This window comes from Streptomyces formicae (assembly GCF_002556545.1).
Classification (GTDB): domain Bacteria; phylum Actinomycetota; class Actinomycetes; order Streptomycetales; family Streptomycetaceae; genus Streptomyces; species Streptomyces formicae_A.
The window spans coordinates 503,387-528,908 of the sequence record NZ_CP022685.1 but is presented as its reverse complement, the minus strand read 5'-3'; the positions used below and the strand labels follow the sequence as shown (position 1 = coordinate 528,908).

At 73.0% G+C, this 25,522-nt stretch carries 24 protein-coding genes; 17 read left to right on the top strand and 7 right to left on the bottom strand.

Annotated features, from left to right (window positions below; genetic code table 11):
• Positions 1-89: 89 nt before the first annotated feature.
• Together KY5_RS02265 and KY5_RS02260 are read left to right on the top strand one after the other, a co-directional pair.
• The gene (locus tag KY5_RS02265; RefSeq protein ID WP_098240584.1) at positions 90-1,244 is read left to right on the top strand and encodes a 12-oxophytodienoate reductase; all 1,155 of its coding nucleotides are present in this window, start codon (positions 90-92) and stop codon (positions 1,242-1,244) included.
• Between the two features lie 41 nt (positions 1,245-1,285).
• Positions 1,286-1,843 carry a CGNR zinc finger domain-containing protein gene (locus tag KY5_RS02260; protein WP_098240583.1) on the top strand — a complete coding sequence of 186 codons (558 nt, stop codon included), beginning with the start codon at positions 1,286-1,288 and terminating at the stop codon, positions 1,841-1,843.
• A 32-nt stretch (positions 1,844-1,875) separates the two neighbouring features.
• Here the strand turns inward: KY5_RS02260 and KY5_RS02255 are convergent, their stop codons facing one another.
• On the bottom strand, positions 1,876-2,316 hold the full coding sequence (locus KY5_RS02255) for a nitroreductase family deazaflavin-dependent oxidoreductase (protein WP_098240582.1): 441 nt from the start codon (positions 2,314-2,316) through the stop codon (positions 1,876-1,878).
• 78 nt (positions 2,317-2,394) lie between these two features.
• Complete coding sequence (locus KY5_RS02250; RefSeq protein WP_098240581.1) at positions 2,395-2,994, bottom strand: TetR/AcrR family transcriptional regulator; 600 nt, start codon at positions 2,992-2,994, stop codon at positions 2,395-2,397.
• A gap of 137 nt (positions 2,995-3,131) precedes the next feature.
• On the opposite strand from KY5_RS02250, the gene KY5_RS02245 reads away from it, so the two are divergent.
• The 3 genes from KY5_RS02245 (at position 3,132) to KY5_RS02235 (ending at position 6,657) form a co-directional block, all read left to right on the top strand.
• On the top strand, positions 3,132-4,622 hold the full coding sequence (locus KY5_RS02245) for an APC family permease (protein ID WP_098240580.1): 1,491 nt from the start codon (positions 3,132-3,134) through the stop codon (positions 4,620-4,622).
• Between the two features lie 6 nt (positions 4,623-4,628).
• Positions 4,629-5,492: a carbon-nitrogen hydrolase family protein gene (locus KY5_RS02240; protein WP_098240579.1), complete on the top strand. Its 864-nt coding sequence runs from the start codon at positions 4,629-4,631 to the stop codon at positions 5,490-5,492.
• Between the two features lie 103 nt (positions 5,493-5,595).
• The gene (locus KY5_RS02235) at positions 5,596-6,657 is read left to right on the top strand and encodes a PucR family transcriptional regulator (protein WP_098240578.1); all 1,062 of its coding nucleotides are present in this window, start codon (positions 5,596-5,598) and stop codon (positions 6,655-6,657) included.
• A 70-nt stretch (positions 6,658-6,727) separates the two neighbouring features.
• Here the strand turns inward: KY5_RS02235 and KY5_RS02230 are convergent, their stop codons facing one another.
• Together KY5_RS02230 and KY5_RS02225 are read right to left on the bottom strand one after the other, a co-directional pair.
• Complete coding sequence (locus KY5_RS02230) at positions 6,728-7,135, bottom strand: CoA-binding protein (protein WP_098240577.1); 408 nt, start codon at positions 7,133-7,135, stop codon at positions 6,728-6,730.
• Between the two features lie 31 nt (positions 7,136-7,166).
• Positions 7,167-7,742 (bottom strand): TerD family protein, encoded by a 576-nt coding sequence (locus KY5_RS02225; RefSeq protein WP_098240576.1) that lies wholly within the window; start codon positions 7,740-7,742, stop codon positions 7,167-7,169.
• 184 nt (positions 7,743-7,926) lie between these two features.
• Here KY5_RS02225 and KY5_RS02220 point away from each other — a divergent pair, with 184 nt between their 5' ends.
• Positions 7,927-8,331, top strand: a complete 405-nt coding sequence (locus KY5_RS02220; RefSeq protein ID WP_098240575.1) for a BlaI/MecI/CopY family transcriptional regulator — start codon at positions 7,927-7,929, stop codon at positions 8,329-8,331.
• A 23-nt stretch (positions 8,332-8,354) separates the two neighbouring features.
• Positions 8,355-9,290, top strand: coding sequence for a M56 family metallopeptidase (locus KY5_RS02215; RefSeq protein WP_098240574.1), 936 nt, complete (start codon positions 8,355-8,357; stop codon positions 9,288-9,290).
• 80 nt (positions 9,291-9,370) lie between these two features.
• On the opposite strand, the gene KY5_RS02210 is transcribed toward KY5_RS02215, so the two are convergent.
• Positions 9,371-9,826 (bottom strand): tellurite resistance TerB family protein, encoded by a 456-nt coding sequence (locus tag KY5_RS02210; protein ID WP_098240573.1) that lies wholly within the window; start codon positions 9,824-9,826, stop codon positions 9,371-9,373.
• A gap of 144 nt (positions 9,827-9,970) precedes the next feature.
• On the opposite strand from KY5_RS02210, the gene KY5_RS02205 reads away from it, so the two are divergent.
• The 3 genes from KY5_RS02205 (at position 9,971) to KY5_RS02195 (ending at position 14,115) form a co-directional block, all read left to right on the top strand.
• Complete coding sequence (locus KY5_RS02205) at positions 9,971-10,654, top strand: transcriptional regulator (RefSeq protein WP_098240572.1); 684 nt, start codon at positions 9,971-9,973, stop codon at positions 10,652-10,654.
• Between the two features lie 176 nt (positions 10,655-10,830).
• Positions 10,831-12,369, top strand: a complete 1,539-nt coding sequence (locus KY5_RS02200; RefSeq protein ID WP_234362581.1) for an APC family permease — start codon at positions 10,831-10,833, stop codon at positions 12,367-12,369.
• 105 nt (positions 12,370-12,474) lie between these two features.
• Positions 12,475-14,115: an amidohydrolase gene (locus KY5_RS02195; RefSeq protein WP_098240570.1), complete on the top strand. Its 1,641-nt coding sequence runs from the start codon at positions 12,475-12,477 to the stop codon at positions 14,113-14,115.
• Here KY5_RS02195 and KY5_RS02190 read toward each other — a convergent pair.
• Positions 14,072-14,797 carry a 4'-phosphopantetheinyl transferase family protein gene (locus KY5_RS02190; protein WP_418952733.1) on the bottom strand — a complete coding sequence of 242 codons (726 nt, stop codon included), beginning with the start codon at positions 14,795-14,797 and terminating at the stop codon, positions 14,072-14,074. The genes KY5_RS02195 and KY5_RS02190 overlap by 44 nt on opposite strands.
• A gap of 130 nt (positions 14,798-14,927) precedes the next feature.
• Here KY5_RS02190 and KY5_RS02185 point away from each other — a divergent pair, with 130 nt between their 5' ends.
• The 3 genes from KY5_RS02185 to KY5_RS02175 all read left to right on the top strand — a co-directional run bounded on the left by KY5_RS02185 (position 14,928) and on the right by KY5_RS02175 (position 18,637).
• Positions 14,928-15,554, top strand: coding sequence for a YigZ family protein (locus tag KY5_RS02185; protein ID WP_098240568.1), 627 nt, complete (start codon positions 14,928-14,930; stop codon positions 15,552-15,554).
• A gap of 181 nt (positions 15,555-15,735) precedes the next feature.
• Positions 15,736-17,154: a lipase family protein gene (locus KY5_RS02180; RefSeq protein WP_159072464.1), complete on the top strand. Its 1,419-nt coding sequence runs from the start codon at positions 15,736-15,738 to the stop codon at positions 17,152-17,154.
• Positions 17,155-17,194: 40 nt separating this feature from the next.
• A complete protein-coding gene (locus KY5_RS02175) occupies positions 17,195-18,637 on the top strand; it encodes a hypothetical protein (RefSeq protein ID WP_098240566.1) in 1,443 nt (480 codons plus the stop codon).
• A gap of 26 nt (positions 18,638-18,663) precedes the next feature.
• Here KY5_RS02175 and KY5_RS02170 read toward each other — a convergent pair whose 3' ends face one another.
• On the bottom strand, positions 18,664-19,404 hold the full coding sequence (locus KY5_RS02170; protein ID WP_098240565.1) for a 1-acyl-sn-glycerol-3-phosphate acyltransferase: 741 nt from the start codon (positions 19,402-19,404) through the stop codon (positions 18,664-18,666).
• Positions 19,405-19,513: 109 nt separating this feature from the next.
• Between KY5_RS02170 and KY5_RS02165 the strand changes: the two genes are divergently transcribed.
• The 4 genes from KY5_RS02165 to KY5_RS02150 all read left to right on the top strand — a co-directional run bounded on the left by KY5_RS02165 (position 19,514) and on the right by KY5_RS02150 (position 25,517).
• Positions 19,514-19,771 (top strand): acyl carrier protein, encoded by a 258-nt coding sequence (locus KY5_RS02165; RefSeq protein ID WP_098240564.1) that lies wholly within the window; start codon positions 19,514-19,516, stop codon positions 19,769-19,771.
• Positions 19,772-19,791: 20 nt separating this feature from the next.
• Positions 19,792-20,970, top strand: a complete 1,179-nt coding sequence (locus KY5_RS02160) for a beta-ketoacyl-[acyl-carrier-protein] synthase family protein (protein ID WP_324959497.1) — start codon at positions 19,792-19,794, stop codon at positions 20,968-20,970.
• Positions 20,971-21,168: 198 nt separating this feature from the next.
• Positions 21,169-22,332, top strand: a complete 1,164-nt coding sequence (locus tag KY5_RS02155; protein ID WP_098240562.1) for an exonuclease SbcCD subunit D — start codon at positions 21,169-21,171, stop codon at positions 22,330-22,332.
• The gene (locus tag KY5_RS02150; protein ID WP_098240561.1) at positions 22,329-25,517 is read left to right on the top strand and encodes an AAA family ATPase; all 3,189 of its coding nucleotides are present in this window, start codon (positions 22,329-22,331) and stop codon (positions 25,515-25,517) included. The genes KY5_RS02155 and KY5_RS02150 overlap by 4 nt, the downstream gene beginning before the upstream one ends.
• The last annotated feature ends 5 nt before the right edge of the window (positions 25,518-25,522 follow it).

Below are 25,522 nucleotides of genomic sequence, written 5' to 3'. Positions count from 1 at the left end.
GTAAAACGCCGATGCCTATTTCCCAGACATAGGTAAACGGTCTACGCTTCTTTTGTTGATCTCGTACGCACTCAGCAGAGGAACCCGTCATGGCTACCCCCTGGACCGACGCCCCCTCGACCGACACCCGCTCCGGTCCCGAAGGGCACTCCCGCGCCGCCCGGCTGCTCGGCAGGCCCTTCACCCTCGGCGACCTGACGCTGCGGAACCGGATCGCGATGGCCGCGGTGACCCGGCGCTTCTCGCCGGGCGGGGTGCCCGGCGAGGACGTCGCCGCGTACTACGCCCGGCGTGCGGCGGGCGGCGCCGGTCTGGTGATCACGGAGGGCACCTACATCGGACGGGAGGCGGCCGCCGCCTACACCCGCGTGCCGCACTTCCACGGCGACGAGGCGCTGGCGGGCTGGGCGCGGGTGGCCGACCGCGTGCACGCCGCCGGTGGCCGGATCATGCCCCAGCTGTGGCACACCGGCGTCGCCCGCACCGAGGCGTCACCCGGCGCCCCCGCCGAGGGTCCGTGCGGCGTGGACCTCGACGGCCGTCCGCACGGCGGCGCCATGACGCTCGACGACATCGACGACGTCGTGCGCTCCTTCGCCGAGGCCGCGGCGGCGGCCGAGCGCATCGGCTTCGACGGGGTCGAACTGCACGGCGCGCACGGCTATTTGATCGACACCTTCCTGTGGCACGGCACCAACACCAGGGCCGACGCCTACGGTGGCGACTTCGCCTCGCGCGCCCGCTTCGCCGCCGAGATCGCCGCCGCGGTGCGGGCCGCGGTCTCGCCCGGTTTCCCTGTCCTCTTCCGGCTCTCCCAGTGGAAGACCGACCACTACGACGCGCGGCTCGCCGAACGGCCCGAGGAACTGGAGGAGCTGCTGACCCCGCTCGCCGCGGCGGGCGTCGACGCCTTCCACGCCTCCACGCGCCGCTACTGGCTGCCCGAGTTCGAGGGCAGCGACCTCAACCTGGCGGGCTGGGTGAAGAAGCTCACCGGCAGGCCCTCCATCACCGTGGGCTCCGTCGGCCTCGCCCAGCAGTTCGACGGTGCGCCGGGGCGCACCCAGCGGTCCGGTGTCAGCGGCATCGCACCGCTCCTCGACCGACTGGAGCGGGACGAGTTCGACCTGGTCGCCGTGGCGCGCGCGATCGTCGCCGACCCCGAGTGGCCCGCCAAGGCGCTCACCGGCCGCCTCGACGAGGCGGTGCCGTACGACGCGTCGCTGCTCGACGCCCTGGTCTGAAAGAGTGGGGCACCCCGTCCACCCCTGGAGAGTGAGCCGTCATGACCTGGTCCGCGACCGAGCGCTACCACCTGGAGCCTGCTCCCGGCGGCCTGGGACTCGTCCAGGACCTGCTCAACACCGTCTCCGCGGGCCTGCCCGAGCGCCCGGACCTCCTGGCCGACCTCACGCGCGCGCAGGTGTGGGCGGACGACGCCGTCGCCGCGTGGGCGTCGGCCACGGGGCGGCCCGCGCCGACGGTGGTCCTTGACGACGCCGACGGATGGCAGGCGCTCCGGGACCTCCGTGACGCCCTTGGCGGACACGCCGAGGAGACCGGCGCCGACGCCGGGCTGCGGCTCGGTCCGGACGGCGTCGTACGCCTGGAGCCGCGCGGTGCGGGAGCGCACCTGGTGGTCTCGCTGGTCCTCGCCGCGCTCTACGAGGCACAGCAGGCGGACACCAGGCGCCGCCTCAAGACGTGCCGCAACCCGCTCTGCCGCGTCGCCTTCTATGACCGCTCACGGAACAACAGCGGTGTCTGGCACGACGTCAAGACCTGCGGGAACGCGGCGAACCTGCGGGCCTACCGGGCCCGGCGGCGCGAGCGGGCGGACTGACCGCGCCCCCGCGCGTCGCTGGGCCGGTGTGATCAGGCGTCGAAGGGCGTCAGGACGAACACCGGGATCTCCCGGGTCGTCTTCTTCTGGTACTCGGCGTAGTCGGGCCAGGCCGCCACCGCGCGCTCCCACCAGGCGCGCCGCTCGTCACCGGTGGCGACGCGCGCGCGGTAGTCCTTGCGCACCGGGCCGTCCTGCAGCTCGACGTGGGGCTGGGCGACGAGGTTGTGGTACCAGGACGGGTGTGCCGGGTCGCCGCCCTTGGAGGCCACCACCGCGTACTCCCCGTCGTGCTCCACGCGCATCAGGGGGTTCTTGCGGAGCTTGCCGCTCTTGGCGCCGACCGACGTCAGCAAGATGACGGGCTTGTCCTTCATGGTCGTGCCCTCGGTACCGCCGGAGCTCTCGTACAGCTCGGCCTGCTTGCTCGCCCAGTCCCAAGTCCCGGGCTCGTACTCTCCAGTCAAAGGCATGACCCGTCCAACGCGGGGTGCTCCGCGATTGTTCCTGACGCCGCCCGGTGCTCCCGGATGTCACCCGACCGGGGGCCGTCACTCGTCGGGCCGGTATCCGATCGCCACGCGCGCGTAGGAGTGCAGCGCCGTGATCACCTCCTGGCGGCTCCTGCGCCCCGCGAGGACGTCCATCTGGTAACCGTCCTCCAGCGCCACGAAGTTGGCGGCCACCAGGCGCGTCGGATCCTGGAGGGTGAAGTGCCCCTGGGCCTCGCCGAGGACGAGGATGCCCTGGTAGACGGAGATCTGGCGTTCCGCGAGGACGCTGTCGAGCGAGGCCGCCTTGGGGTCGCGCAGTGTGCGCGGCCAGTACTCGAAGAGCAGCCGGGGCAGCCGGTCCTGCGGCCCCGTCGCCACCCCGTGGCGGATGCAGTCGAGCAACTGCTCCCTGGCGTCGTCGTGCCGCGCCGCCGCCTGCTCCCGGCTCCGGCAGAACCGCTCGATGCCCTGCTGGAACGTCTCGTACATCAGGGCGTCGAGGTCTTCGTAGTAGTAGAGGACCGCCGCCGGGGTGACGCCCGCCTCCTGTGCCACGTCCCGCAGGCGCAGCCCCTCCAGGCCACGGCTGAGCAGCGCCCGCTCCGCCGCCTCGCCCAACTGGGCCCGCCTGGCCTCCTGGTCCTTGCGCCGCGCCACCGCGCCCCCTCTTCTCTTCCCCAACGCCGGTTCTTTGAACCAGAGCCAAAAGATACCCGCACCGGGGTTGACGCGGCGAGCGCTGTTTTCTTAAATCTGCGTTTAGTGAACGTGCCGCACTCTTCGTGGAGGCCCTCATGACCACCGATGCCGCCGGTGCGCCCCCGGACACCCCGCGGGGCAAGGGACTCAGGAGCGGCTCCGTCGGGCTGCTCGCCACCGTCGCCCTCGGGCTCGCCTCGGTCGCACCCGCCTACAGCTTCGCCGTCACCCTCGGCCTCGTGACCCTGGTCGTCGGGGACCTGGCGCCGGCGGCCCTGCTGCTCGGCTTCGTGCCGATCCTGCTCACCGCGTTCGCGTTCCGCGCGCTCAACCGCGAGATGCCGGACTGCGGCACCACCTTCGTCTGGAACACCCGGGTCTTCGGCCCGGCCGCGGGCTGGCTCGCGGGCGGCTGGATCCCCCTCGTCGCCATCGTGTTCGCCATGACGGCGCTCGCGCGGGTCGGCGCGGGTGCGCTCCTCGGCTTCGCCGCTCCGGACGCGGCGGCCGACAGCAGCGCGGCGGTCGCCGCCACCGCCGTCCTGCTGATCGCCCTCACCGCCCTGGTCGCCTACCGGGGGGTGCGGCTCGCGGCCCGGGTGCAGTACGCGATGCTCGGCCTCCAACTCGTCGCGCTGCTCGCGTTCGGCGTCGCGGCCCTGGTCAGGGACGGCGCCGCGACACCCTCCCCGGGGTTCTTCGACCCGCTGGGCTTCGACGGCTTCGGTTCGCTCACCGAGGCGGTCCTGCTGTGCCTGTACATCTACTGGGGCTGGGACGCGCTCATCACCTTCAACGAGGAGACCGCCGACAGCGGAAGGACCCCCGGCAGGGCCGCGCTGATCTCCACCGTCGTGCTCCTGGTGACGTACCTCTTCACGGCGTTCGCCGCGATCTCCTTCGCGGGTACCGGCAGTTCGGGCCTCGGCCTCGGCAACGCGGTGGTCGCGGGCGACGTCCTCACCGGTCTCGGGCCCGCCGTGCTCGGCGACGCGCTCGCCAAGGTCGTCCAGCTGGCCATCGGCGTCTCGGCCGTCGGCGCCCTGCTGACCAGCGCCGCCGCCGCCCCGCGCACCGCCCTGTCGATGTCGGCCCACGGCGCGCTGCCCGGCGCCTTCGCCCGGATCCATCCGCGCCACCGCACCCCCGCCTTCGGCACGGTGTTCTTCGGCGGCGCGGCGGCCACCGTCCTCGTCCTGCTGACCGTCATCTCCACCGACTTCCTCGGCGACGCGATCCGCTGCGTCGGCCTGCTCATCGCCCTCTACTACGGAGTGACCGGAATCGCCTGCGCCTGGTACTTCCGCCATCGGCTGCGCGGTTCTGTACGGGACCTGCTGACCCGGGGCGTCATGCCCTTCCTCGGCGGCCTCATGATGCTCGCGGCCTTCGCCCGCAGCGCCTACGACATGTTCGACCCGGCGTACGGCAGCACGTCCCTCGGCGGCGTCGGGGGAGTCTTCCTGCTCGGTGTCGGCTCGGTCCTCGCCGGGGCCCTCGTCATGACCGCCCTCCGCGGCCGTCACACCGGCTTCTTCCGGCACGGCCGCACGGCCGTCACCCGCCTCACCGTCACGGAGAAGTGAACCCCCATGCGCACCCTGGCCATCGCCGCCGTCCAGACCACCCCCGTCCCGCACGACCTGCCCGCCAGCTTCGAACGCTTCGCGGGCCGGGTCCGCGCGGTGCGGCGGACCTTCCCGCACGTCCAGCTCGTCGTCGTGCCCGAGCTGATGCTCAGCGCCGAGGCCCCGCTCCTCGCGGACAGCGGCACGTGGCCGACCGAATCGGCCCGCACCGTGCCGGGACCGCTCACCGACCGCCTCAGCACGCTCGCCAGGGAGACCGGCCTGTGGCTGGTCCCCGGCACCGTGTACGAGAAGGCGGACGACGGGCGCGTCCACAACACCGCGCTCGCCATCTCCCCGGACGGCGAGATCGCCGCCAGGTACCGCAAGGTGTTCCCCTGGCAGCCCTACGAACGGACCGCGCCGGGGGAGGAGTTCGTCGTCTTCGACCTGCCGGGCATCGGCCGCGCGGGCCTCGCCATCTGCTACGACGGCTCCTTCCCCGAGACGGCGCGCCAACTGGCCTGGCTGGGTGCCGAGGTGATCATCCAGCCGACCCTCACCACCACCCGCGACCGCGAGATGGAACTCGTCTGCGCGCGGGCCAACGCCTGGACCAACCAGGTGTACGTCGTCAACGTCAACGCCGCCGACCCCGCGGGCGTCGGCGCCAGCCTGATCGTCGACCCCGAGGGCCTCGTGCGCCAGCAGGCGGGCGGCGGCGAGGAGGTGCTCGTCGACGTCCTCGACCTGGACGCGGTCACGCGCGTGCGCGCCTACGGCTCCGCAGGACTCAACCGGCCCTGGGCCCAACTCGCCCGCTACGGAGAGGGCGTCGAGCTGCCCATGTACGGCGGGACGTTCCGAAGGGCTCCCTGGCAGGTCTGAAGAGCGTCGTCCGCCGGCGCGGGATCCGGACCCGCCCCACCCCCGCCGACCCGCGATGCGTTAGAAATGCATCAATGATTCACCAGGACATCGGGGGCAGAACATGACGGGGCAGGGCATACCCGAGGGGTATCTCGACGGCTACGCCCGCATCCTCGCCGACGCCTCCGCGACCGGACGCAGGCTGACCCGCGACGAGCTGGAGTCGCGGCGCGTCCTCGGGGAGCGGGCCGCCGACGCGGGCCATGGACTGCGCGCCCTGGTGGGCGCGCACCTGGCCGCCACCCGCGCCCACTGGCCCGCCGCGCACGCGGCCTCCGTCGACGGCGCGCTGGCCGCCGCCGAGCAGGCCGTGGACGCGTTCGCCGAGGGGTACGAGCGGGCCCAGCGCCTCGCCGTACGCCAGGAGGAGGCGGCACGGCGGGAGTTCATCGACGACCTGCTGTACGGACGCAGCGACCTCGGTCTGCTCGCGGAGCGCGCGGAACGCTTCGGTCTCCGCCTCTCCTACGAACACGCCGTAGCCGTCGCCCAGGGGCCCGACGGCTACGAGGAGGGGCACGCCGTGCCCCGCGAGGTCGAGCGCGCGCTGATCGGCCGGTTCGGCGACCGCAGCATCCTGGTCACCACGAAGGACGGCCGCCTGGTGTGCATCGCCCCCGGCGACCAGGACGAGGTGCTCGCCTTCTTCGCCAAGCGGGCGTACGCCGCCACCGACGGCGGCCGCGTCGCCATCGGGCGCCCGCAGGCCGGTCCCGGTGGCGTCGTCCAGTCGTACGAAGAAGCGCTCAACGCCCTCGACCTCGCGGCGCGCCTGGAGCTCGACGAGCCCGTGCTGCGCGCCGCCGACCTGCTGGTCTACCCGGTGCTCACCCGGGACAGGCAGGCCATGGCCGACCTGGTCCTGAACACGCTCGGCCCGCTGCGCCAGGCCCGTGGCGGCGCGCGGCCGCTCCTGGAGACGCTGACGGTGTTCTTCGACGCGGGCTGTGTCGCGGCGGAGGCGGCCCGCAGGCTGGCGCTGAGCGTGCGCGCCCTGACCTACCGCCTCGAACGCATCCACCAGCTCACCGGCGCCGATCCCGCCGACCCGGTGCACCGCTACACCTTGCAGACCGCGGTGATCGGCGCGCGGCTCCTCGACTGGCCCGACAAGGAGTTCTGAGGGCGGGTTCCCAGCCCTGGGCGTTGCGCGAAGGCACGGGCCCGGGTCCGTGTGGACCCGGGCCCGAGCCTCACGGCAGCTGCGGAATCTCGATCGCCGGGCAGCGGTCCATCACCATGGCGAGGCCCGCCGCGCGGGTACGGTCGTACGCCGCCTCGTCGACCACGCCGAGCTGGAACCACACCGCGTCCGCCCCGGCCGCCACGGCCTGGTCGGCGACGTCGCCCGCGAGCTCGCTGTTCACGAACACGTCGACCACGTCGACCTTGAACGGCACGTCGGCCAGGGACGGGTAGCCCTGCTCGCCGTGGACCGTCTCGGCCTTGGGGTGGACCGGTACGACGCGCTTGCCGAAGCGCCTCAGGACGGCGGCGACTCCGTACGCCGCCCGGTCCTGGTTGTTGGACAGGCCGACGACCGCCCAGGTGTCACCCAGCTCCGTCAGGATCTCGCGCACCGTTTCCCGGTCGCCGTACATGGCCTGCCTCCTGAAGATTCGCGGGCGTGGCTCAGACGTTGACGCCGAAGTCCGACGCGATGCCGCGCAGCCCACTGGCATAACCCTGGCCGACCGCGCGGAATTTCCACTCGGCGCCGTGCCGGTACAGCTCGCCGAAGACCATGGCGGTCTCGGTCGACGCGTCCTCGGACAGGTCGTAGCGGGCGATCTCGGCGTTGTCGGCCTGGTTCACCACGCGGATGAAGGCGTTGCGGACCTGGCCGAAGCTCTGGCCGCGGTTCTCCGCGTCGTGGATCGAGACCGGGAAGACGATCTTCGAGATGTCGGCGGGCACCTGCGCGAGGTTGACCTTGACGGCCTCGTCGTCGCCCTCGCCCTCGCCGGTGAGGTTGTCACCGGTGTGCTCGACGGACCCGTCGGGGCTCGTGAGGTTGTTGTAGAAGACGAAGTGCTGGTCGGAGACGACCTTGCCGGACTCGTCGCAGAGCAGCGCGCTCGCGTCGAGGTCGTAGTCCGTGCCGGTCGTGGTGCGCACGTCCCAGCCGAGACCGACAAGGACGGCGGTCAGGCCAGGGGCCTCCTTGCTGAGCGAGACGTTGCCGCCCTTGGCCAGGGAAACTCCCACGATGTCCTCCTGCGTTCCGGGGTCTGGTGCGTCCCGGCCCTTGGTCGCGGCCGGGACCTTAAAATCTACAGGACTGTAGAAGAAGGTGGAGCGGCGGTCGCCCGTTACGATGTGGCGCTCGCGAGCGACGCGGATTCCCCCGCGCGGCGGCAGCGGGACACGAGAGGGCGGAGGGGCGCAGGGCATGACGGACCACGAACGCGAAGAGCCGCAGCCGAGGCTGCGGCGGCGCGCGCAGGGCGAGCTGGAGGCGCAGGTGCTCGCCGCGCTGCAGTCCGCGCGCGAGCCGGTGAGCGCCGCCTGGGTGCAGGAACGCATCGGCGGTGACCTCGCCTATACGACCGTGATGACGATCCTGACGCGCCTGCTCGCCAAGGACGTGGTGACCCGCGAGCGCGCGGGCCGCTCCTTCGCCTGGACGTCCGCGTCCGACGAGGCGGGCCTCGCGGCCTTCCGGATGCGCAAGGTGCTCGACGGCGAGAGCGACCGCGAGGCCGTGCTCGCCAGCTTCGTGACGACCCTGTCGCCCGGCGACGAGCAGCTCCTGCGCGAGCTGCTCGGGCGGGCGGACGCCGAGCCCGACGACTGACGCCTGATGGGAGTGCTCCACTGATGGGCGTCTTCGTCTTCCTGCCCCTCGTCCTGCCGCTGACCGCGTGGCCGATCGCCCGCCTCGCCGAACAGCATCTGCATCCGCGCGCCGCGACCCGGCTGCTCACCGCGGTCGCCGGAGTGATGGCCCTGTGCAGCACGCTCTGCCTGGCGCTCCTCATGGTCGTCGGCACCGCCCAACTGCCCGGCAACCCGCTGCCCGACGCGTGGTCCGATCCCGAGGTCCGGGCCGCGGTGCCCTTCGACGAGTACGCGGGCCGGGCCGCGATCCCCGCGCTGCTCCTGGTGTGCGCGGCCTGTGTCCACACACTCTGGCGGCACGGCAGGGTGCGCAGAGGGGCGCGCCGCGCCGTCGAAGGACTGCCGGGCTCCTCCGTCGCGGTGCTCGCCGACGAGGCGTCGTACGCGTACGCCCTGCCCTCGCGCGAGGGCGGCCGGGTCGTGGTCACCACCGGCATGCTCGGCAAACTCGCGGCCCCCGAGCGGCGGGCGCTGTTCGCGCACGAGCGGGCGCATCTGGCCGGTCGGCACCACCGGCACCTGCTGGTCACGCAGCTGGCGGCCCGCGCCAATCCGTTCCTGCGGCCGCTGCGCACCTCCGTCGCCTACACCGCGGAGCGGTGGGCGGACGAGACGGCGGCGCGCGCGGTGGCCGACCGCCGTGTCGTGGCCCGGGCGATCGGCAAGGCCGCGCTGGTCTCGCGGGGGACCCCCGCGCCGTCGCTCGCGGGCCTCGCCGCGGCGGGACCCGTACCGCGCCGCGTGGCCGCCCTGCTCGCCCCGGCGCCCGCGTCCCGCAACCGGCCGCCCTCGGTCTTCACCAGCGTGGGCCTCGCCCTGTGGGGTGCCGCGTTCGGCACCGCCGTCTCCGCGATGTCCTCGGCGAACTCCGCGGTGACGATGGTGCTCATCCTCCGCGCGGCGACACCGCTCTGACGCGGCGTGAGGCACCGCTCTGATGCCGCGTGGGACACCGCTCGCAGCGGTGTCCCACGCGGGGCGGCCCCGGCCGGAGGCTAGAGGTCGAACTCGTGCGGCGGCAGGTCGAGCGCGAAGCACGCCTCGCGCACGACGGCCTGCTCGTCCTTGTCGAAGTCGCCGTCGGCGCCGCCGATGACGATGCCGATCTGGATCACGGCACGCGCCTCGGCGGGCTTCTTCTTCGCCTTGGCGACCTCCTGGAGGACGCTCACCTTGCCGAACGCGAAGTCGGCGGTCAGCTTGTCGACGTACTCGTTGAACCGGCGCTGCAGGTCGTCCGCGGCGAAGTTCTGCAGCACCTCGTTCGTACCGATGAGCTGGGCCACGCGCTGGCGCTCGGAGGCGTCGACGGTGCCGTCGGCCGCCGCGACCAGGGCGCACATCGCCATACTGGCGTCACGGAAGGCGCCGCTCTTGAGGTCGTTCTTCTTCGCCATCAGCTGGGTCTGCATCGTCGATGCGGATTCCTTGACGCGGTCCCACAGGGCCATGGAGAACTCCATAAAAAATCGATGTATCAGGGGTGTTCGGCGCGGTCCGGTCCGCCGTGCGCGGGTCCGGGGCCTCGCCAATATCTACAACAGAGTAGAAACTAGCAGTCGGAGCGAGAAGTTCCCGACCGGAAGGCGCGTGTGATGACACCGACGGCATACGAGCTCCTGCGCACCACGACCGAACGCCTCGCCCCCGCAGCGGACGCCAACCCGCTCGTCCCCATCGTCGCGGACGGCACCGCGCAGCTCCGGACCCTCGCGCTCCTCGCACTGGAACAACGCCACGTCATCCCCGCCGACCAGCGCTCCTTCCGTCATCTCGCCCAGCGCGCCGCCGAGTCGGGCGACGCGGAGTCCACCGCCTTCTTCGACGCGCTCGCCGATGGTGAATCACTCGCCCAGGAGCGGCTCGCCCCCCTTCTCGACGCCTGTTCGGTGAGCAAGACGGAGGCGGAGACGTACGAGCCGCAGGCGGGCTGCCAGGCCTACCCGGCGTACGTGGCCTGGCTCGCCCTGAACGGGGAACCCGCCGACGTCGCGCTCGCGCTCACCGCCAACTTCGCCTCCTGGGGCCGCTACTGCGCGACGATCGCCCGTGCGCTGCGCGACCACCACGGCTTCACGGACGAGGCCTGCGGCTTCTTCGACCTGTTCGCCGAGCCCGCGCCCGACCTGGACCGCCACGCGCTGGCCGCCGTGCAGGCCGGGCTCGACCGTGGCCGGATCACCGCGGTGCACCTGCGCTACGGGAGGCTCGTGCAGCGCTACGAGGCGATGTTCTGGCAGACGCTCGCGGACGGCGACGCGGCGGCGCGGGGCCGCTGACGGGCGCCCGGTCTTTCCCGGTGTCCGCAACTCCCTTGGCGCAAGAGGGTCTTCCCCGTCGCGCCGGGCGCCGGGTACGGTCCTGCCAGCCAGGACTAAAGGGTCTAGCTTTTTCCGGGCTCCCGTCGTTCCCGCCGTCCCGGCCCGTCCGGGATCCCGAGACCGGAAGTACGCGCGTGACCGCACCTCGCTCCTCCGCATCGCCTCCCGTGCCGAAGCCCGCGCCTGTCGCCGATGCCCCGTCCGAATCCGACTCCGCATCCGCATCCGGGCCCGCGTCCGCGGCCTCCTCCCGCGGCCTCAAGGGCGGTGCCGTCGGGACCGGCGACCTGGTGTTCTTCGTCGTCGCGGCCGCCGCCCCGCTGACGGTCATGGCGGGCGTCGCCCCGCTGGCCATCGGCATGGCGGGCCGCGCGGCACCGCTCGGCTATCTCCTCTCCGGGCTGCTGCTCATCGTCTTCGCCGCGGGATTCACCGCGATGAGCCGGTTCGTGCGCAACGCCGGTGCCTTCTACGCCTACATCGGGCGCGGCCTCGGCCTGCCGACCGGAGCGGGCTCCGCGTACGTCGCGCTCTTCGCGTACAACGCCATCGAGGTCGGCCTGCTCGCCGCCTTCGGCTGGTTCACCGAAGCGGGCTTCGAGGACCTCACCGGCGTCCACGTGCCCTGGTGGGCCTGGGCGTTGGGCGGCCTCGTCGCCATCGGCGTGCTCGGCTACCTCAAGGTGACGCTCAGCGCCAAGGTGCTCGGCGTCGCGCTCGTGCTCGAAGTCCTCGTGCTGCTCGTGTTCGAGGCGGGCGTCCTCGCGCACGGCGGCGGCCCACAGGGCCTCGACCCCGGCACCTTCTCCCCGGCGCACCTCGGCGAGTCGGGCGTGGGCGGCATGTTCGTCCTCGCCATCGGCGCCTTCGTGGGCTTCGAGGCGACCGCGATCTACGCCGAGGAGGCGCGGCAGCCGGCCAGGACGGTGCCGCGCGCCACCTACATCGCCGTGGCGTTCCTCGCGCTCTTCTACACCTTCACCGTCTGGATGATCATCAACGCCTACGGCGCGGACCGCGCCCAGGCCGTCGCGAACGGCGACGGCGGAGCCGACATGGTCTTCTCGGCCACCGAACGCTTCGCGGGAGCGTGGGCCGCCGACTCCATGCACGTGCTGATCATCACGAGTGCCTTCGCCGCCACCCTCGCCTTCCACAACGGCGCGGCCCGCTACTTCTACGCGCTCGGCAGGGAGGGCCTGCTCCCCGCCCGCCTCGGCACCGTCTCCGCCAGGACCCGGGCGCCCGCCGCCGCGGTCCTCACGCAGTCGGTCGTCGCGCTCGCCGTGATCGTCGTCACCGTGCTGGCCGGAGCCGATCCGTACGCCGTCACCTTCCTGTGGAGCAGTGGCTCCGGCATCCTCGGCGTGATGCTCATGCAGGCGCTGGCCGCGCTCGCGGTCTACGGCTTCTTCCGGGGGAACCGGCGCGCCATGCCCCTGTGGCGGGTGGCCGTGGCCCCGCTGCTCGCCTGCGCGGGGCTCGTCGTCATGATCGTCCTGGTCTGCGCCAACCTCGATCTGCTCACCGGGGCGTCGGCAGGCGTCAACGCGGCCCTGATCGCCCCGCTGCCGCTGCTGTTCGTGGCCGGGGTCGCGGTGGCGCTGCGGATCAGACGGCGCGACCCGGAGGCGTACGGGCGACTGACGACGGTGGACACGGAGCGCGTCTGACGGGCCCGACGGCTCTGAAGGGCACGACGGACCGAGCGGCACGACGCGGCCCGGCGGCGCAGGCATCGCAGAACCGACCAGCACGAACAGGGAGAGCACCCCAGCATGACGGCGACGACCCTCGTCTTCCTCGGCACGATCCGCACCGGTTCACAACCCGGCGACGACACCACCGCGCTCGCCGTGCGCGACGGCCGGATCCACGCGCTCGGCGACGCGGCCCTGGCCCTCGCCGCGGACGCCGACGAGGTCGTCGAGGTGGGCGATGGCCTGCTGATGGCCGCCTTCGGAGACGGCCACGCACACCCCCTCTTCGGGGGCCTGGAGAGCTTCGGACCGCGGATCAAGGGACTCGGCTCCGTCGCAGACATCGTCTCCGAAGTGGGGCGCTGGGCGAAGGAGCATCCGGCGGCGGAGTGGATCGTCGGGGCTTCGTACGATCCCGCGCTCGCGCCCGACGGGGAGTTCGACGCCCGCTGGCTGGACGACGCGGTGGCCGACCGGCCCGTCGTGCTGCGCGCCGACGACTACCACACCGTGTGGTGCAACACCGAGGCGCTGCGCAGGGCCGGAGTGACGGCGGCGACCGAGGAGCCGCGCCTCGGCTGGATCGTGCGCCGCCCCGACGGCACGCCGCTGGGCACGCTGCGCGAGTGGCACGCCTGCGACCTCGTGCTCGACCAGGTGCCCGCGCGCGCCGAGGACGAACTCGTCGAAGCGCTGCGGCGCGCCGGGGACACCTACGCGCGGGCGGGCCTGACCTGGGTCCAGGACGCCTGGGTGGAACCGGAGATGGTCGACGCCTACCTGGCCGCGGCGCGGCGCGGGGCGCTCGGCTTCCGCGTGGACCTCGCCCAGCGCGCGGACCCCGACCACTGGCGCGCACAGCGGGAGCGGTTCGCCGCCACGCGCGCGCGGGTGGCGGCCGAGGGCGGCGAGCTGCTGACCGCGCGCACCGTGAAGTACTTCAGCGACGGCGTCGTCGAGGGCGGCACGGCCGCGATGCTCGCGCCCTACCTGGACGCGCCGCACAGCTGCGGCATGCCCGTCTGGGAGCCGCGGGCGCTCGCCGAGGCCGTGCGGGCCTTCGACACCGACGGCTTCCAGACGCACATCCACGCCATCGGCGACGCGGGTGTCCGCGCCGCGCTCGACGCCGTCGAATCGGCGATCGTCACCAACCCGGCCTGGGACCGCCGCCCGGTGATCACCCACGTCCAAGTCGTGGACCCCGCCGACCTGCCCCGCTTCGCCGCCCTCGGCGTCATCGCCAACTTCGAGCCCCTGTGGGCGCAGCCCGACCCCTTGCAGACCGAGCTGTCCATCCCGCGGATCGGCGCGGAGCGGGCCGCCCTCCAGTACCCGATGGGCCACCTCGCGCGCGACGGTGTGCGCCTCTCCTTCGGCAGCGACTGGCCCGTCAGCTCCCACGTGCCGCTGGAGGGCATCCAGGTCGCCGTCACCCGGCGCACCTTCGCCGGGGAGCCGGAAGCGGGCTGGCTGCCGCACCAGCGGCTCACCGTCGAAGAGGCGCTGACGGCGGCGACGGCGGGCGTCGCCCACCAGGCGGGCGCCGACGACCGACTGACCCTGGCCCCCGGCGCCCCGGCCGATCTGGTCCTGCTCTCCGCCGACCCGCGCGCCGTGGATCCGATGGAGATCCGCCACGCGCGCGTGCTCGGCACCTGGCTCGGCGGCCGCCCTACCTACCGGAAGGACCAGCAGGGGCGGAAGGACCCGTCGTGAACGGGAGCACGATGGCGGTGGCGGCGATCCCGTCGCGCACCGCCCACTGACCGGAGAACACCTTCAGCTCGACGCCCTCCACCACGGGGCCCTCGACCAGCAGGCGCGCGGTGAAGGTGCCGTCGGGAACCAGCTCGACCCGGGCCTCCTCGAAGCCGAGCCAGCGCCCGGTGAGCGGGAACCACGTCTTGTAGACGGACTCCTTGGCGCTGAAGAGCAGCCGGTCCCAGGGAGTGTCGGGATGCGCGGCGCCGAGCGCCTTGAGCGCGGCGCGCTCCGATTCGTCGGCGACCAGCTTCAGCACGTCGGGGTCGCGCAGCGGCTCCGCGGGCTCCGCGTCGATGCCCAGCGAGGCGACCTCCGCGGCCCGCGCCACGACCGCGGCACGGTATCCGGCGCAGTGCGTCATGCTGCCGACGACGCCGTCGGGCCAGCGCGGCGCGCCCCGCTGTCCCGGCAGGATCGGCGCGGGCGGTACTCCGATGCCGGCCAGCGCGGTACGCGCGCAGTGCCGCACGGTGGTGAACTCGTCGCGCCGCTTGGCCACCGAGTTCGCGACGACGGCCGCCTCCTCGGGGAAGAGGACCGCGTCGGGCGGGTCGACCCTGGTCTCGACGACGGTGACGGGCACGGCGCTGAGCAGGGCTGCCAAGAGGCCCGAGGAGTCCGGGACTTGGCGCACGGGTATCGAGGGTGACGTCACAAGGGATCACCGTACCCGGCGGCCGTCACGCGCGCGTGAACGGCGGCCCGCACCGCACGGCGGCCCGCCCGGGTCGGGGCGGCCCCTGCCGAGCGCCTACGCTGGCCTGATGCAGGACGAGTACCGCACAGTGGCCCGCGAGGGCGTGCACGAGATCGAGATCAACCGCTCGCGCTTCCTGTGCGCCCTCGCGCCCGCGGCCACCGAGCAGGAGGCCCAGGACTTCGTCGCGCGGATCCGCAAGGAACACCCGACCGCGACCCACAACTGCTTCGCGTACGTCATCGGGGCCGACGCCGCCGTCCAGAAGGCGAGCGACGACGGCGAACCCGGCGGCACCGCGGGCGTCCCCATGCTGCAGATGCTCATGCGCCGCGACATGCGCTACGTCGCCGCGGTCGTGACCCGCTACTACGGAGGGGTCAAGCTCGGCGCCGGGGGCCTCATCCGTGCCTACGGAGGAGCGGTCGGCGAGGCCCTCGACACCCTCGGCACCGTCACCCGCCGCCGCTTCCGCCTCGCCACGGTCACGGTCGACCACCAGCGCGCGGGCAAGCTCCAGAACGACCTGCGCTCGGCCGGGCGCGAGGTGCGCGACGTCAACTACGGGGAGGCGGTGACGATCGAGATCGGCCTGCCCGACGCCGACGTGGACACCTTCCGCGGCTGGCTCGCCGACGCCACGGCGGGCAGCGCGGTGTTCGAGCTCGGGGGAGAGGCGTACGGGGACGCGTGAGCGGGCCCGCGAGATCCACCGGCACACCGGCACCATCACCCCAACCGTGCCGCTGATCCACCGGCTCGACCAGTCCGTCATGCACCCGAACGGCCGCCGCGGCCCTGCCCCTCGGCGGAACACCGGATCTACTGAAAAGGACCTGGTGAAGTCCCCGGCGATCCGGAGCAAGGTGGGCGTGATGACGGCCGATACGGCAGGCGAGGTGGCTGAGCGGACCCCGACGGGAGCGCCGTACGTCACCACCGAGGAACGGCGCACCGACCCCGACCTGCTGAGGGAGGCATCGGTGCTTCTGGCGGATGCGGCCCTGGCTGCGCGGAGGTCCGGCGCGGCGCTCACCGCGGCCTGCGCCAGCTGGCAGTTCGGGGTCCGGGCGGCTCGCCACCCCATGTGGGGTCTGGCCACGGCGCTGGCCGCGGGCCGTGCCGTGACGAACTCGGCGGGCCTCGGATTCGGCGCCAACGGAGGCCCGGTCGGTGAGCTCGCCCGGTCCGTGGCCACCGTCAGCCGACACAGAGCGGCCTCCGTGAGGATGGCGGTCGAGGCCTTCGCCCTCCGAATAGAAGCCGCCACCGCCGAGCACCCCAACTTGGCCGTGCCGCAGGCCAAGCACCTCACGGACGCCATCGTGGCCGGCCGCAGAATGGAAGCACTGCGTGCCGCGCGGGAGTTGATACAGCTGCTCGGTGTCACCCGCTCTCTCACCACGCTCAGCCCCGTGCTGATGGAGCTGCTCGCGATCCTCGCGCTCCTCGACGAGAACCCGACCAACGACAGCTTCGCCTGGGTGACCCTGGCCGGTGGCACACCCACCACCGAGCCACTGCTGGGGCTCCCCAGCGAACTGCTCCAGCGCCTCAACCAGGGCAAGGGCACGGCCGAGCGCACCGAAGCAGACGCTCTGCTCGCTCGCGTCCTGGAGCGCTCCGGCAACGACATCGTCCGGTACATCGACGACATCTCCGCCCTCGGCAACCACGGCCTCGCCCTGCTGCGCCGCGTCCACTGTGCGGACGGGTCGGAGCGCTTCGTCCTGCTGCTGCCCGGCACCAGCTTCGGGCGTCTGAGGAACAGCAGCCCGCAGGATCTCGTCGGGGCGTTCGACGGATTGCTGCGCACCGACACCACGTACACGCGCTCCGTCAAGCATCTCCTCGTGCGCGCGGGGGTCCCCGAGGGCGCCGAGCTCATGGTCGTCGGGCACAGCCTCGGGGGCATCACGGCCATGAACCTGGCATCCGATCTGGACTTCGTGTCCACGTACCGGCTCAGTCATGTGATCGCCGTCGGCTCGCCCATCGACACCAAGCGCGCAGTCGATCGCACTGTCCAGGTCATCAGCCTCGTGAACAAGCACGACGTGATCCCCGGCCTCGACGGGCGCGGACCGGCCACGGCCCTCGACATCCCCGAGAGCTGGCTCGAACTGACCTGGGTGGACGAGACGTACGACTACCCCCTGTCACACGCACCACAGGCGTACGCCAGCACGCTCCGTGGTGCACAACTGCGACACCGCGCGCAGGTGAACGAGCTGATCACGGCGTACGACGGGGAGATCGTCGGCAATCAGCCCTACCTGCTGTTGGACAAGTGAGCCCCGCGGTGGTCCGCCCTCGCCTCCCAGGAGATCCGCGATGAACGCCAGTGACATCACGACCGCATTCCGGCTGCCCACCAGGGCTTGGCCCCTGGAGAACGCCCTGGTCAGCGCGGCCTTGGCTGCCCAGCGCATCTCGTGGATCGACGCCCCGGCCCGGGCGCTGGGACTCAAGGTGTTCACCCGGCAGTACCTGACGCGCCAGGTCCTCGCTCAGTTGCGGCGGACCTCGCGCGGTCGGCCGATCCTGCTGCACACCGCGTTCGGCACGTTCGTGACGCCGTTGACCGCCGAGGACGCGCGGAGCCTGCTCGGCCAGGCTGAGGAGGCCGGGGCCCGAGGTGCCGTCACCGGTCTGACCGCGCACGGCCGTCGGCTGCGGCTCACGGCGCACACTCCGCTGCCCGTCACCCTCGGGTCTCTGAGCGCCCGGGTGCGGTCCGTCGCCGCAGAGGAGGCCCAGGAGCTCCTCGCCGCCCGGGGCGTCGGCTCCGCCCTGGACCGGGCCGACTGGTGTGCCGTCGCCCGTCGGCTCGCACGACGGATCGTGCTCGGTGAGGCGGCAGCCGACGACACCCTCGTCGGCGACATCCTCGATGCGACTTCGCGCGCGGCGGACGCCACCGAGTACGCCGCTCGCCTCGCCGCCCTGCGCCGACGCCTCGAGCCGTACGTCCAGGACGCCGCCCCGGAGTCGCTCGCCGCCGCGGTCCCCGACGACAGCACGAGGGAAGGCGTGGTCGAACACGCTCTGGAGGCCGTCACCCAGGTGCTGACCGACACGGTCCCCCAGGCGCTGGCCCTTGCCTCGGTTCTTCCCGTCGCGCCCGCCACCGACCGGGCCGAGCAAGCGGTGACCGCGGCACTGCGCCGCTATCCGCCCCTGTCCGCCACGGTGCACGAGGTCCGTGTTCCGTTCCCGTGGCGCGGCATGAGCATCGACTCGGGCACCGAGATCCTGTACGCGACCGCCTGGCTGCGTGACGGGGACGAAGCGCAGGGGCACCACGACGAGGCCCCGTCGGCATCGCTGTGCGCTGCTCCCGCACCCTGCACCTCAGCGGAACTGGCCGTGCTGGCCGCGGGCGAACTCACCCGCGCCCTCATGCGGCACGCCGAACCCGTCGTGCGCGCCCCTCGGATCGACCCCGACGCGCTGCCCGCCGATCTCCACGCCGACTCGCTCGACCTCGCTCTCACAGATGTGGACCGGAACGTGTCCGACGGGGCGCCCGCCCCAAGAGTGGGAGCGTCCGCCCCTCTTGCGGGGGCCGGGCTCACCCGCCACGCCGCCCTCACCTCCGACAGCGCCCGCAGTCTCGCGGAGCACGCCCGACAGCTCGCGGACTGTGCGAAGCAGCCCGGCTGGAATCACGACGCCTTCGGGGAGCAGTGCCGGATGACGTTGCTGGCCCATGCCGAGCGCTGCGCCCGCGCGGCCGCGGACGTGGACCGTGCCGCCCGGTGGCTCGCCAGGTGAGAACGTCGTCCACCAGCTGGGACTCATCACCAGAACGGGTTCGTCCGGCGACGCACGTCCCGGTCGACCATGCTCTGCACGGTCACCCAGGCCGCGTCGCACAACCGGCGCGTAGCCGCGGATCGTTCGGCGAAGGAGTCGGGGGGCGGGGGAGCGGGAACCGGTTCGCCCACGGTGATGCGCCATTTCGCCGGGAGGGGCAGGAGCGTCGTGACGGGAAAGTAGGGAAGATCGAACCGGCGGGCCAGCGACGCGATGCTGCCCAGTTTCGGATATGTCTCCTCGGCCCCCACGATCGACACCGGAATGACGGGCGCACCGGTCTGCATCGCGGTGACCGCGAACCCGGGACTGAACGGCCGCAGACGATAGCGCTGCGAGAAGGGCTTGCCCACTCCGCTGAGTCCCTCGGGGAAAACCCCGACGAGATTCCCTTCGGTGAGCCGGTCACGGCCCATTGTCGGATCGTCGGCGAACGCACCGTGATGGCGTGCGTACGAAGCCACCGGGGGCAGTCGGAAAACGACGGGCGACGCGTAGAAATAGACAGGGCGCCGCAGTTCTCGGTGCAGCAGATGATGCAGGACGAGTGCGTCCAGGCCCCAGGCACCTGAGTGATTGGCGACGAATATGGCGGGCCCGCACTCCGGGACGTTGTCCATCCCTGACACCTCGACCCGCAGGTAGTCGTCTGCCAGCCAGGCCAGCACACCGCTCAACGCATTGGTAGCGATCTCGTCGAGTGATCGGGGGTTCGATTCCACCATAAGATCCCACTTTCTACTGAAAGCGGGTGGTCGCAAGAGTACGGAAGCCAATCAGGTGGTTCCTTTAAGTGTCCACCCGATTCAGGACTTATCCCCGAGGGAAGGCGCCATGAATTCCTCCACTCCCCCCTCTGCGCCCGCGACGACGGACTTGATCGCCAACCTGCTCGTCGACAAATTCCAGGTCGACAGGGCGGACATCAGCACCGACACCCCGATGACTGACCTGCTGACCGACTCGTTGATGGTCGTGGAGATGGCCATCACGCTCAAGGACGAACTCGGCGTCAGCACCACCGAGGATGAACTGCGCCAACTCACCTTCGGCGCATTCGCGGCCCGCATCGACCAGCGGCGCATCGGATGAGCCGGAGCCTTGATGTCATCGTGACCGGGCTCGGTCTGGTCACCGCGGCGGGCCCAGACACGGAAGCCACCTGGGCCGCCATCCGCGCGGGCCGTGCCACGGCCCGGCGGGATCCTGAACCGGGGGAGCTGCCGATCTCCTTGAGCTGCCGCGTCGACCTCGCGGACAGCACGCCGCGCCACAGCCCGGCCCTGCGGCTCGACCCCTGCGCGCGCATGGGGCTGACCGCCGTCACCCAAGCCCTGGAACGGGCGAAGATCGACCCCGCCGACTGGGACCCGGCCCGCGTGGCCATCGTCACCGGCTGCTCGCTCGGCGGCATGCACACGGCGCAGGTCGCCGCCGCGAGGCTCGCCGCCGACGGCCCGACGAGCGTCTCGCCCTACTTCCTCACCGGCTACCTGATCAACATGGTGTCCGCCACCGTCGCCCTGCACCTGGGCGTACGGGGTCCGGTCCTGAACGTCGCGACCGCGTGCGCCTCAGGGACCACCGCCCTCGGCACGGCCCGGGACCTGCTCGCATCGAACCAGTGCGACATCGCCATCGTGTGCGGCGCCGACGCGGCCGTGACCCCGGCCGTCGTGACCGGCTTCGCCCAGCTGGGCGCGCTGTCCGACCGAGGCTCTCGCCCGTTCGACACGGCACGCGACGGATTCGTCATCGCCGAGGGCGCGGGAGCCCTGGTCCTCGAGCGGCCCGAGCACGCCGCCGCCCGCTCGGCGCCACACCTGGCACGCCTCATCGGGTATGCGGCGACCACCGACGCCCATCACCTCGTCGCACCTCACCCGGAAGGGCGGGAGGCCGAGCGAGCCCTGCGGGCCGCGCTCGCCGAGGCAGGCATCGGCCCCGGCGACGTCGGCCACGTCAACGCGCACGGCACGTCCACACCTCGTGGCGACGCCGTGGAAGCGTCCCTGCTGGCCCGGGTCTTCACACACAGCCCACCCGTGACCTCCGCCAAGGGCACCCTCGGCCACACCCTGGGCGCGGCAGGGGCGATCGAGGCGGCCCTGACCGTCCTCGCTCTGCGCGAGGACACCGTTCCCCCCGTGGCGGGCCTGACGGAACCCGACCCGGCCTTCGCCATCGACCTCGTCACCGGGGCGTGCCGACAGCACGAGAACGACATCGCCGTCAGCAATTCCTTCGGTTTCGGTGGACACAACGCGGTCGTAGTCCTGGCGAAGGCATGAGCGGCTGTGCGTCATCGGCCCCCCCGGTCGCAGACCTAGCGGTCGGCGGGCCCGCCCGACAAGGCCGTACAAGCGAGGTTCGTGATGGGCAGGGTGCTGACGGGCGATAGCGTAGTGGGTGAGGTTGGCGAGGCCGGTGCTGGTTTGGTGCTGGGGCCAGGGGCGGATTGAGGAGAACATGCAGGTCGGAGCGGTACGTTGAGGATCCTGCACACGTCCGACTGGCATCTGGGGCGATCGTTCCACCGCGTGAACATGCTCGATGCCCAAGCCGCGTTCATCGGCCACCTCGTCCGCACCGTGCGGGAGCGGGAGGTGGACGCCGTCGTGGTGTCCGGTGACGTGTACGACAGGGCGGTGCCGCCGCTCGCCGCCGTCGAGCTGTTCGACGACGCGCTGCACCGCCTCGCCGACCTCGGTGTGCCGACGGTCATGATCTCCGGGAACCACGACTCCGCGCGGCGCCTCGGCGTCGGCGCGGGTCTCATCGACCGCGCGGGCATCCACCTGCGCACCGACCCCTCGGCCTGCGCCGAGCCCGTGGTGCTCGCCGACGCCCACGGGGACGTCGCGTTCTACGGCCTGCCCTACCTGGAACCCGCCCTGGTCAAGGACGAGTTCGGGGTGACGAAGGCGGGCCACGAGGCGGTGCTCGGCGCGGCCATGGAGCGCGTCCGCGCCGACCTCGCCACCCGCGCGCCCGGCACCCGCTCGGTCGTGCTCGCGCACGCCTTCGTGACCGGCGGACAGGCCAGCGACAGCGAACGGGACATCACGGTCGGCGGAGTCGCCGCCGTGCCCTCCGCGGTCTTCGACGGCGTGGACTACGCGGCGCTCGGCCACCTGCACGGCAGCCAGACGCTCGACGCGCGCGTGCGCTACTCCGGGTCCCCGCTGCCGTACTCGTTCTCCGAGGCCGACCACCGCAAGAGCATGTGGCTCGTCGACCTCGGCCCCGAAGGGGACCTCACCGCCGAGCGCGTCGACTGCCCGGTGCCGCGCGCGCTCGCCCGCGTCAGAGGCACCCTGGAGGAGCTGCTCGCCGACCCGGAGCTCGCCCGCCACGAGGACGCCTGGGTCGAGGCGACCCTCACCGACTCGATCCGCCCCGACGACCCCATGGCCCGGCTCTGCGAGCGCTTCCCGCACACCCTCAGCCTGGTCTTCGACCCGGATCGGGCACCCGACGACCCGGACCTCTCGTACGCCCGGCGCCTCCAGGGCCGTAGCGATCAGCAGATCGCCGAGGACTTCGTGGTCCACGTGCGCGGCGCGGGGCCCGACGAGCAGGAGCAGGCCGTGCTGCGGTCGGCCTTCGACGCCGTCCGCACCGACGACACGCTCCAGGAAGTGGCCCGATGAGACTGCACCGGCTGCGCCTCACCGCCTTCGGCCCCTTCGGCACCACCCAGGACATCGACTTCGACGAGCTCTCCTCCGCCGGACTCTTCCTGCTGCACGGCCCGACGGGCGCGGGCAAGACCTCCGTCCTCGACGCCGTCTGCTACGCGCTGTACGGCTCGGTGCCGGGCCCCCGGCAGGGCAGCGGCGGCCAGGGCATGGGCCTGCGCAGCGACCACGCGCGACAGGGCACGCGCACCGAGGTGTGCCTCGAACTGACCGTCGCCGGTCGCCGCATCGAGGTCACCCGGCAGCCCCCGTGGGAGCGCCCCAAGAAGCGCGGCACGGGCACCACCACCGAGAAGGCCCAGAGCTGGCTGCGCGCGTACGACCCCGAGGCGGCGGAGGAGGGCGGCGCGGGCTCCTGGAAGGACCTCAGCCGCTCCCATCAGGAGATCGGCGAGGAGATCACGCAGCTGCTCGGCATGAGCAAGGAGCAGTTCTGCCAGGTCGTGCTCCTGCCCCAGGGCGACTTCGCGCGGTTCCTGCGCGCCGACGCGGAGGCGCGCGGCAAGCTCCTCGGACGGCTCTTCGACACGCGCAGGTTCGCCGCGGTGGAACAACGTCTCGCCGAGCAGCGGCGCACCACCGAGGCCGAGGTCAAGGAGGGCGACGCCGCGCTCCTCGCCGACGCCCACCGCATGCAGCAGGCGGCCGACGACGGCCGCCACGGTGCCGAGCTGCCGCTGCCCGACGTGGCACCCGGCGACCCGGGCCTCGCGGCCGATGTGCTCACCTGGGCCGCCGTCGCCCGCACCAGCGCCCGCGAGCGCCTCACCGTCGCGCACTGCGCGCTCACCGCCGCCGAATCCGCCCAGGCCGCCGCGGCACGCGGGCTCGCCGACGCACGCGAACTCGACCGGCTCCAGCGCCGGTTCACCGAGGCCACGGAGCGCGCGGAGCACCTCGACGCGCGCGCGGGCGAGGTCCAGGAGCTCCAGGAGCGCCTCGACCGGGCCAGGAAGGCGGAGCAGGTCGCCCCCGCGCTCGGCCTGCGCCAGTCCGCGGAGGCCGAACACCGCCGCGCCGCGCACGACGAGGCACGCACGCGTGCCCGCCTTCCCGAGACCTTCGCCGACTCCGATGCGACGGGTCTGGCCGCCGCCGCGCGCAAGGCCGCCGAGGAACTGGGCGGCCTCGCGGGCGCCCGGCGCGCCGAGCACCGGCTCGCCGAGATCGGCACCGAGCGGGCCGCCGTCGAGCGTGAGGAAAGGGCCGACGACGAGCTGCTCCAGGAGGCCACCGGCTGGCTGGCGGGATGGGAGGCGACCCGCGCGGCGCTCCAGGAGCGCATCGAGGCCGCCCAGGAGTCGGCGACCCACGCCGAGCGCCTGGCGGGCCGCGTCGAACCGGCGCAGGCCCGTCTCGACGCCGCACGCCGACGCGACCGGCTCGCCCAGGACGCGGCGAGCGCACACGATCGCGCCCTCGCCGCGCGCGAACGCTCCACCGCCGCCCACGAGCACTGGCTGGCCCTCAAGGAGCAGCGCCTCAACGGGATCGCGGCCGAGCTGGCGGCGCACCTGACCGACGGCGAACCGTGCGCGGTGTGCGGCGCGACCGAGCACCCGGACCCCGCCCGGAAGATCGCGGGCCACGTCGACCGCGGCGCGGAGGAGGCGGCGCTCGCCGCCCACCGGCGCGCCGACGAGGAGCGCGCCGCCGCCGAGCGCGCTCTGGGCGACGTACGCGAATCACTGGCGGCGGCGACGGAGGCGGCGCGGGGCGCGGCGGCATCGAAGGAACCCGATGCCGCGACCGGTCCGGACGACGCGACCGGTCCGGACGACGCGGCCGGGACCGTGGCGTCGGCGGCGGACACGTCGGTGGCGGACACGGAGTCGGCGCGCGCGGAGGGCAGCACGCGGGAGCCCGGCGAAGAGCCGTCCGTGGCCGAACTCGCCACGGCCCTCGACGCGTTGCGCCGCGCGCACGCCGAGGCCCGCGACCGCGCCTCGGGGCTGCACGCGGCGCGCGAGGCCCTCGCCCGTGCCGAGCGCGAGTACGACCGCAGGCTCGCCGGACAGCAGGAGGCCACCACGCGTGCCGCGTCCCGGGCCACCCTGCGGGACGCCCTCGACCGCGAACAGGAATCCCTGGACGCGGAGTTGACCCGCGCGCGGGGCGCCAGTGGCAGTGTCGCGGCGCGCGCGTCACAACTGGAGCGTCAGGCGGCCCTGCTCACCGAGGCCGCGGACGCCGCCCGCGCCGCCGCCGACACCGCGGAGCGGCTCAAGGACGCGGACGCGCGACTCGCCGACGCCGCCTTCCGCGCCGGGTTCGACACGCCGACGAGTGCGGCCGCCGCCCTGCTCGACGACGCCAGGTACAGCGAGATCCAGCACCGCATCGACGCCTGGCGCAACGAGAGGGCCGCGGTGCGCGCCGTCCTCGCGGAGCCCGACACGGCCGCCGCCGCGCGGCAGCCCGCAGCCGATCTCGCGGCGGCCGGCACCGCGGCCGAGGCCGCCGGCCACCGCCTGCGCGCCGCCGCCTCCGGACGCGACGCGGCGGCGGCCCGGTGCGCCGAACTCGACCGGCTCTCCGCCCGCGCCGCCGCTCAGACGCGCAGGCTGGCACCGCTGCGCGCGGCGTACGACCGGGTCGCGCGGCTCGCCGGTCTGGCGGCGGGCACCTCGGCGGACAACGAACGCAGGATGCGCCTGGAGTCGTACGTGCTCGCCGCCCGGCTCGAACAGGTCGCCGCGGCCGCGACCGTCCGGCTGCGCCGCATGTCCTCCGGGCGCTACACCCTGGTCCACTCCGACGACCGTACGGGGCGCGGCCGTTCGGGCCTCGGCCTGCACGTGGTCGACGCCTGGACGGGCCGTGAACGCGACACGGCGACGCTCTCCGGTGGTGAGACGTTCTTCGCCTCGCTCGCGCTCGCCCTCGGCCTCGCGGACGTGGTCACCGACGAGGCGGGCGGTGTCCGGCTCGACACCCTCTTCATCGACGAGGGCTTCGGCAGCCTCGACGACCAGACGCTCGACGAGGTCCTCGACGTCCTGGACTCGCTGCGCGAGCGGGACCGCAGCGTCGGCATCGTCAGTCACGTCGCGGACCTGCGGCGCCGCGTGCACGCGCAGTTGGAGGTCGTGAAGGGGCGGGCGGGCTCGGTGGTGCGCCAGCGGGGCGGGGCCTGAGGCGG

Coding starts and splice junctions, on each gene's coding strand:
- KY5_RS02265 (WP_098240584.1), top strand. CDS start 90: ATGGCTACCCCCTGGACCGACGCCCCCTCGACCGACACCCGCTCCGGT.
- KY5_RS02260 (WP_098240583.1), top strand. CDS start 1,286: ATGACCTGGTCCGCGACCGAGCGCTACCACCTGGAGCCTGCTCCCGGC.
- KY5_RS02255 (WP_098240582.1), bottom strand. CDS start 2,316: ATGCCTTTGACTGGAGAGTACGAGCCCGGGACTTGGGACTGGGCGAGC.
- KY5_RS02245 (WP_098240580.1), top strand. CDS start 3,132: ATGACCACCGATGCCGCCGGTGCGCCCCCGGACACCCCGCGGGGCAAG.
- KY5_RS02240 (WP_098240579.1), top strand. CDS start 4,629: ATGCGCACCCTGGCCATCGCCGCCGTCCAGACCACCCCCGTCCCGCAC.
- KY5_RS02235 (WP_098240578.1), top strand. CDS start 5,596: ATGACGGGGCAGGGCATACCCGAGGGGTATCTCGACGGCTACGCCCGC.
- KY5_RS02230 (WP_098240577.1), bottom strand. CDS start 7,135: ATGTACGGCGACCGGGAAACGGTGCGCGAGATCCTGACGGAGCTGGGT.
- KY5_RS02220 (WP_098240575.1), top strand. CDS start 7,927: ATGACGGACCACGAACGCGAAGAGCCGCAGCCGAGGCTGCGGCGGCGC.
- KY5_RS02215 (WP_098240574.1), top strand. CDS start 8,355: ATGGGCGTCTTCGTCTTCCTGCCCCTCGTCCTGCCGCTGACCGCGTGG.
- KY5_RS02210 (WP_098240573.1), bottom strand. CDS start 9,826: ATGGCCCTGTGGGACCGCGTCAAGGAATCCGCATCGACGATGCAGACC.
- KY5_RS02205 (WP_098240572.1), top strand. CDS start 9,971: ATGACACCGACGGCATACGAGCTCCTGCGCACCACGACCGAACGCCTC.
- KY5_RS02195 (WP_098240570.1), top strand. CDS start 12,475: ATGACGGCGACGACCCTCGTCTTCCTCGGCACGATCCGCACCGGTTCA.
- KY5_RS02185 (WP_098240568.1), top strand. CDS start 14,928: ATGCAGGACGAGTACCGCACAGTGGCCCGCGAGGGCGTGCACGAGATC.
- KY5_RS02180 (WP_159072464.1), top strand. CDS start 15,736: ATGACGGCCGATACGGCAGGCGAGGTGGCTGAGCGGACCCCGACGGGA.
- KY5_RS02175 (WP_098240566.1), top strand. CDS start 17,195: ATGAACGCCAGTGACATCACGACCGCATTCCGGCTGCCCACCAGGGCT.
- KY5_RS02170 (WP_098240565.1), bottom strand. CDS start 19,404: ATGGTGGAATCGAACCCCCGATCACTCGACGAGATCGCTACCAATGCG.
- KY5_RS02165 (WP_098240564.1), top strand. CDS start 19,514: ATGAATTCCTCCACTCCCCCCTCTGCGCCCGCGACGACGGACTTGATC.
- KY5_RS02150 (WP_098240561.1), top strand. CDS start 22,329: ATGAGACTGCACCGGCTGCGCCTCACCGCCTTCGGCCCCTTCGGCACC.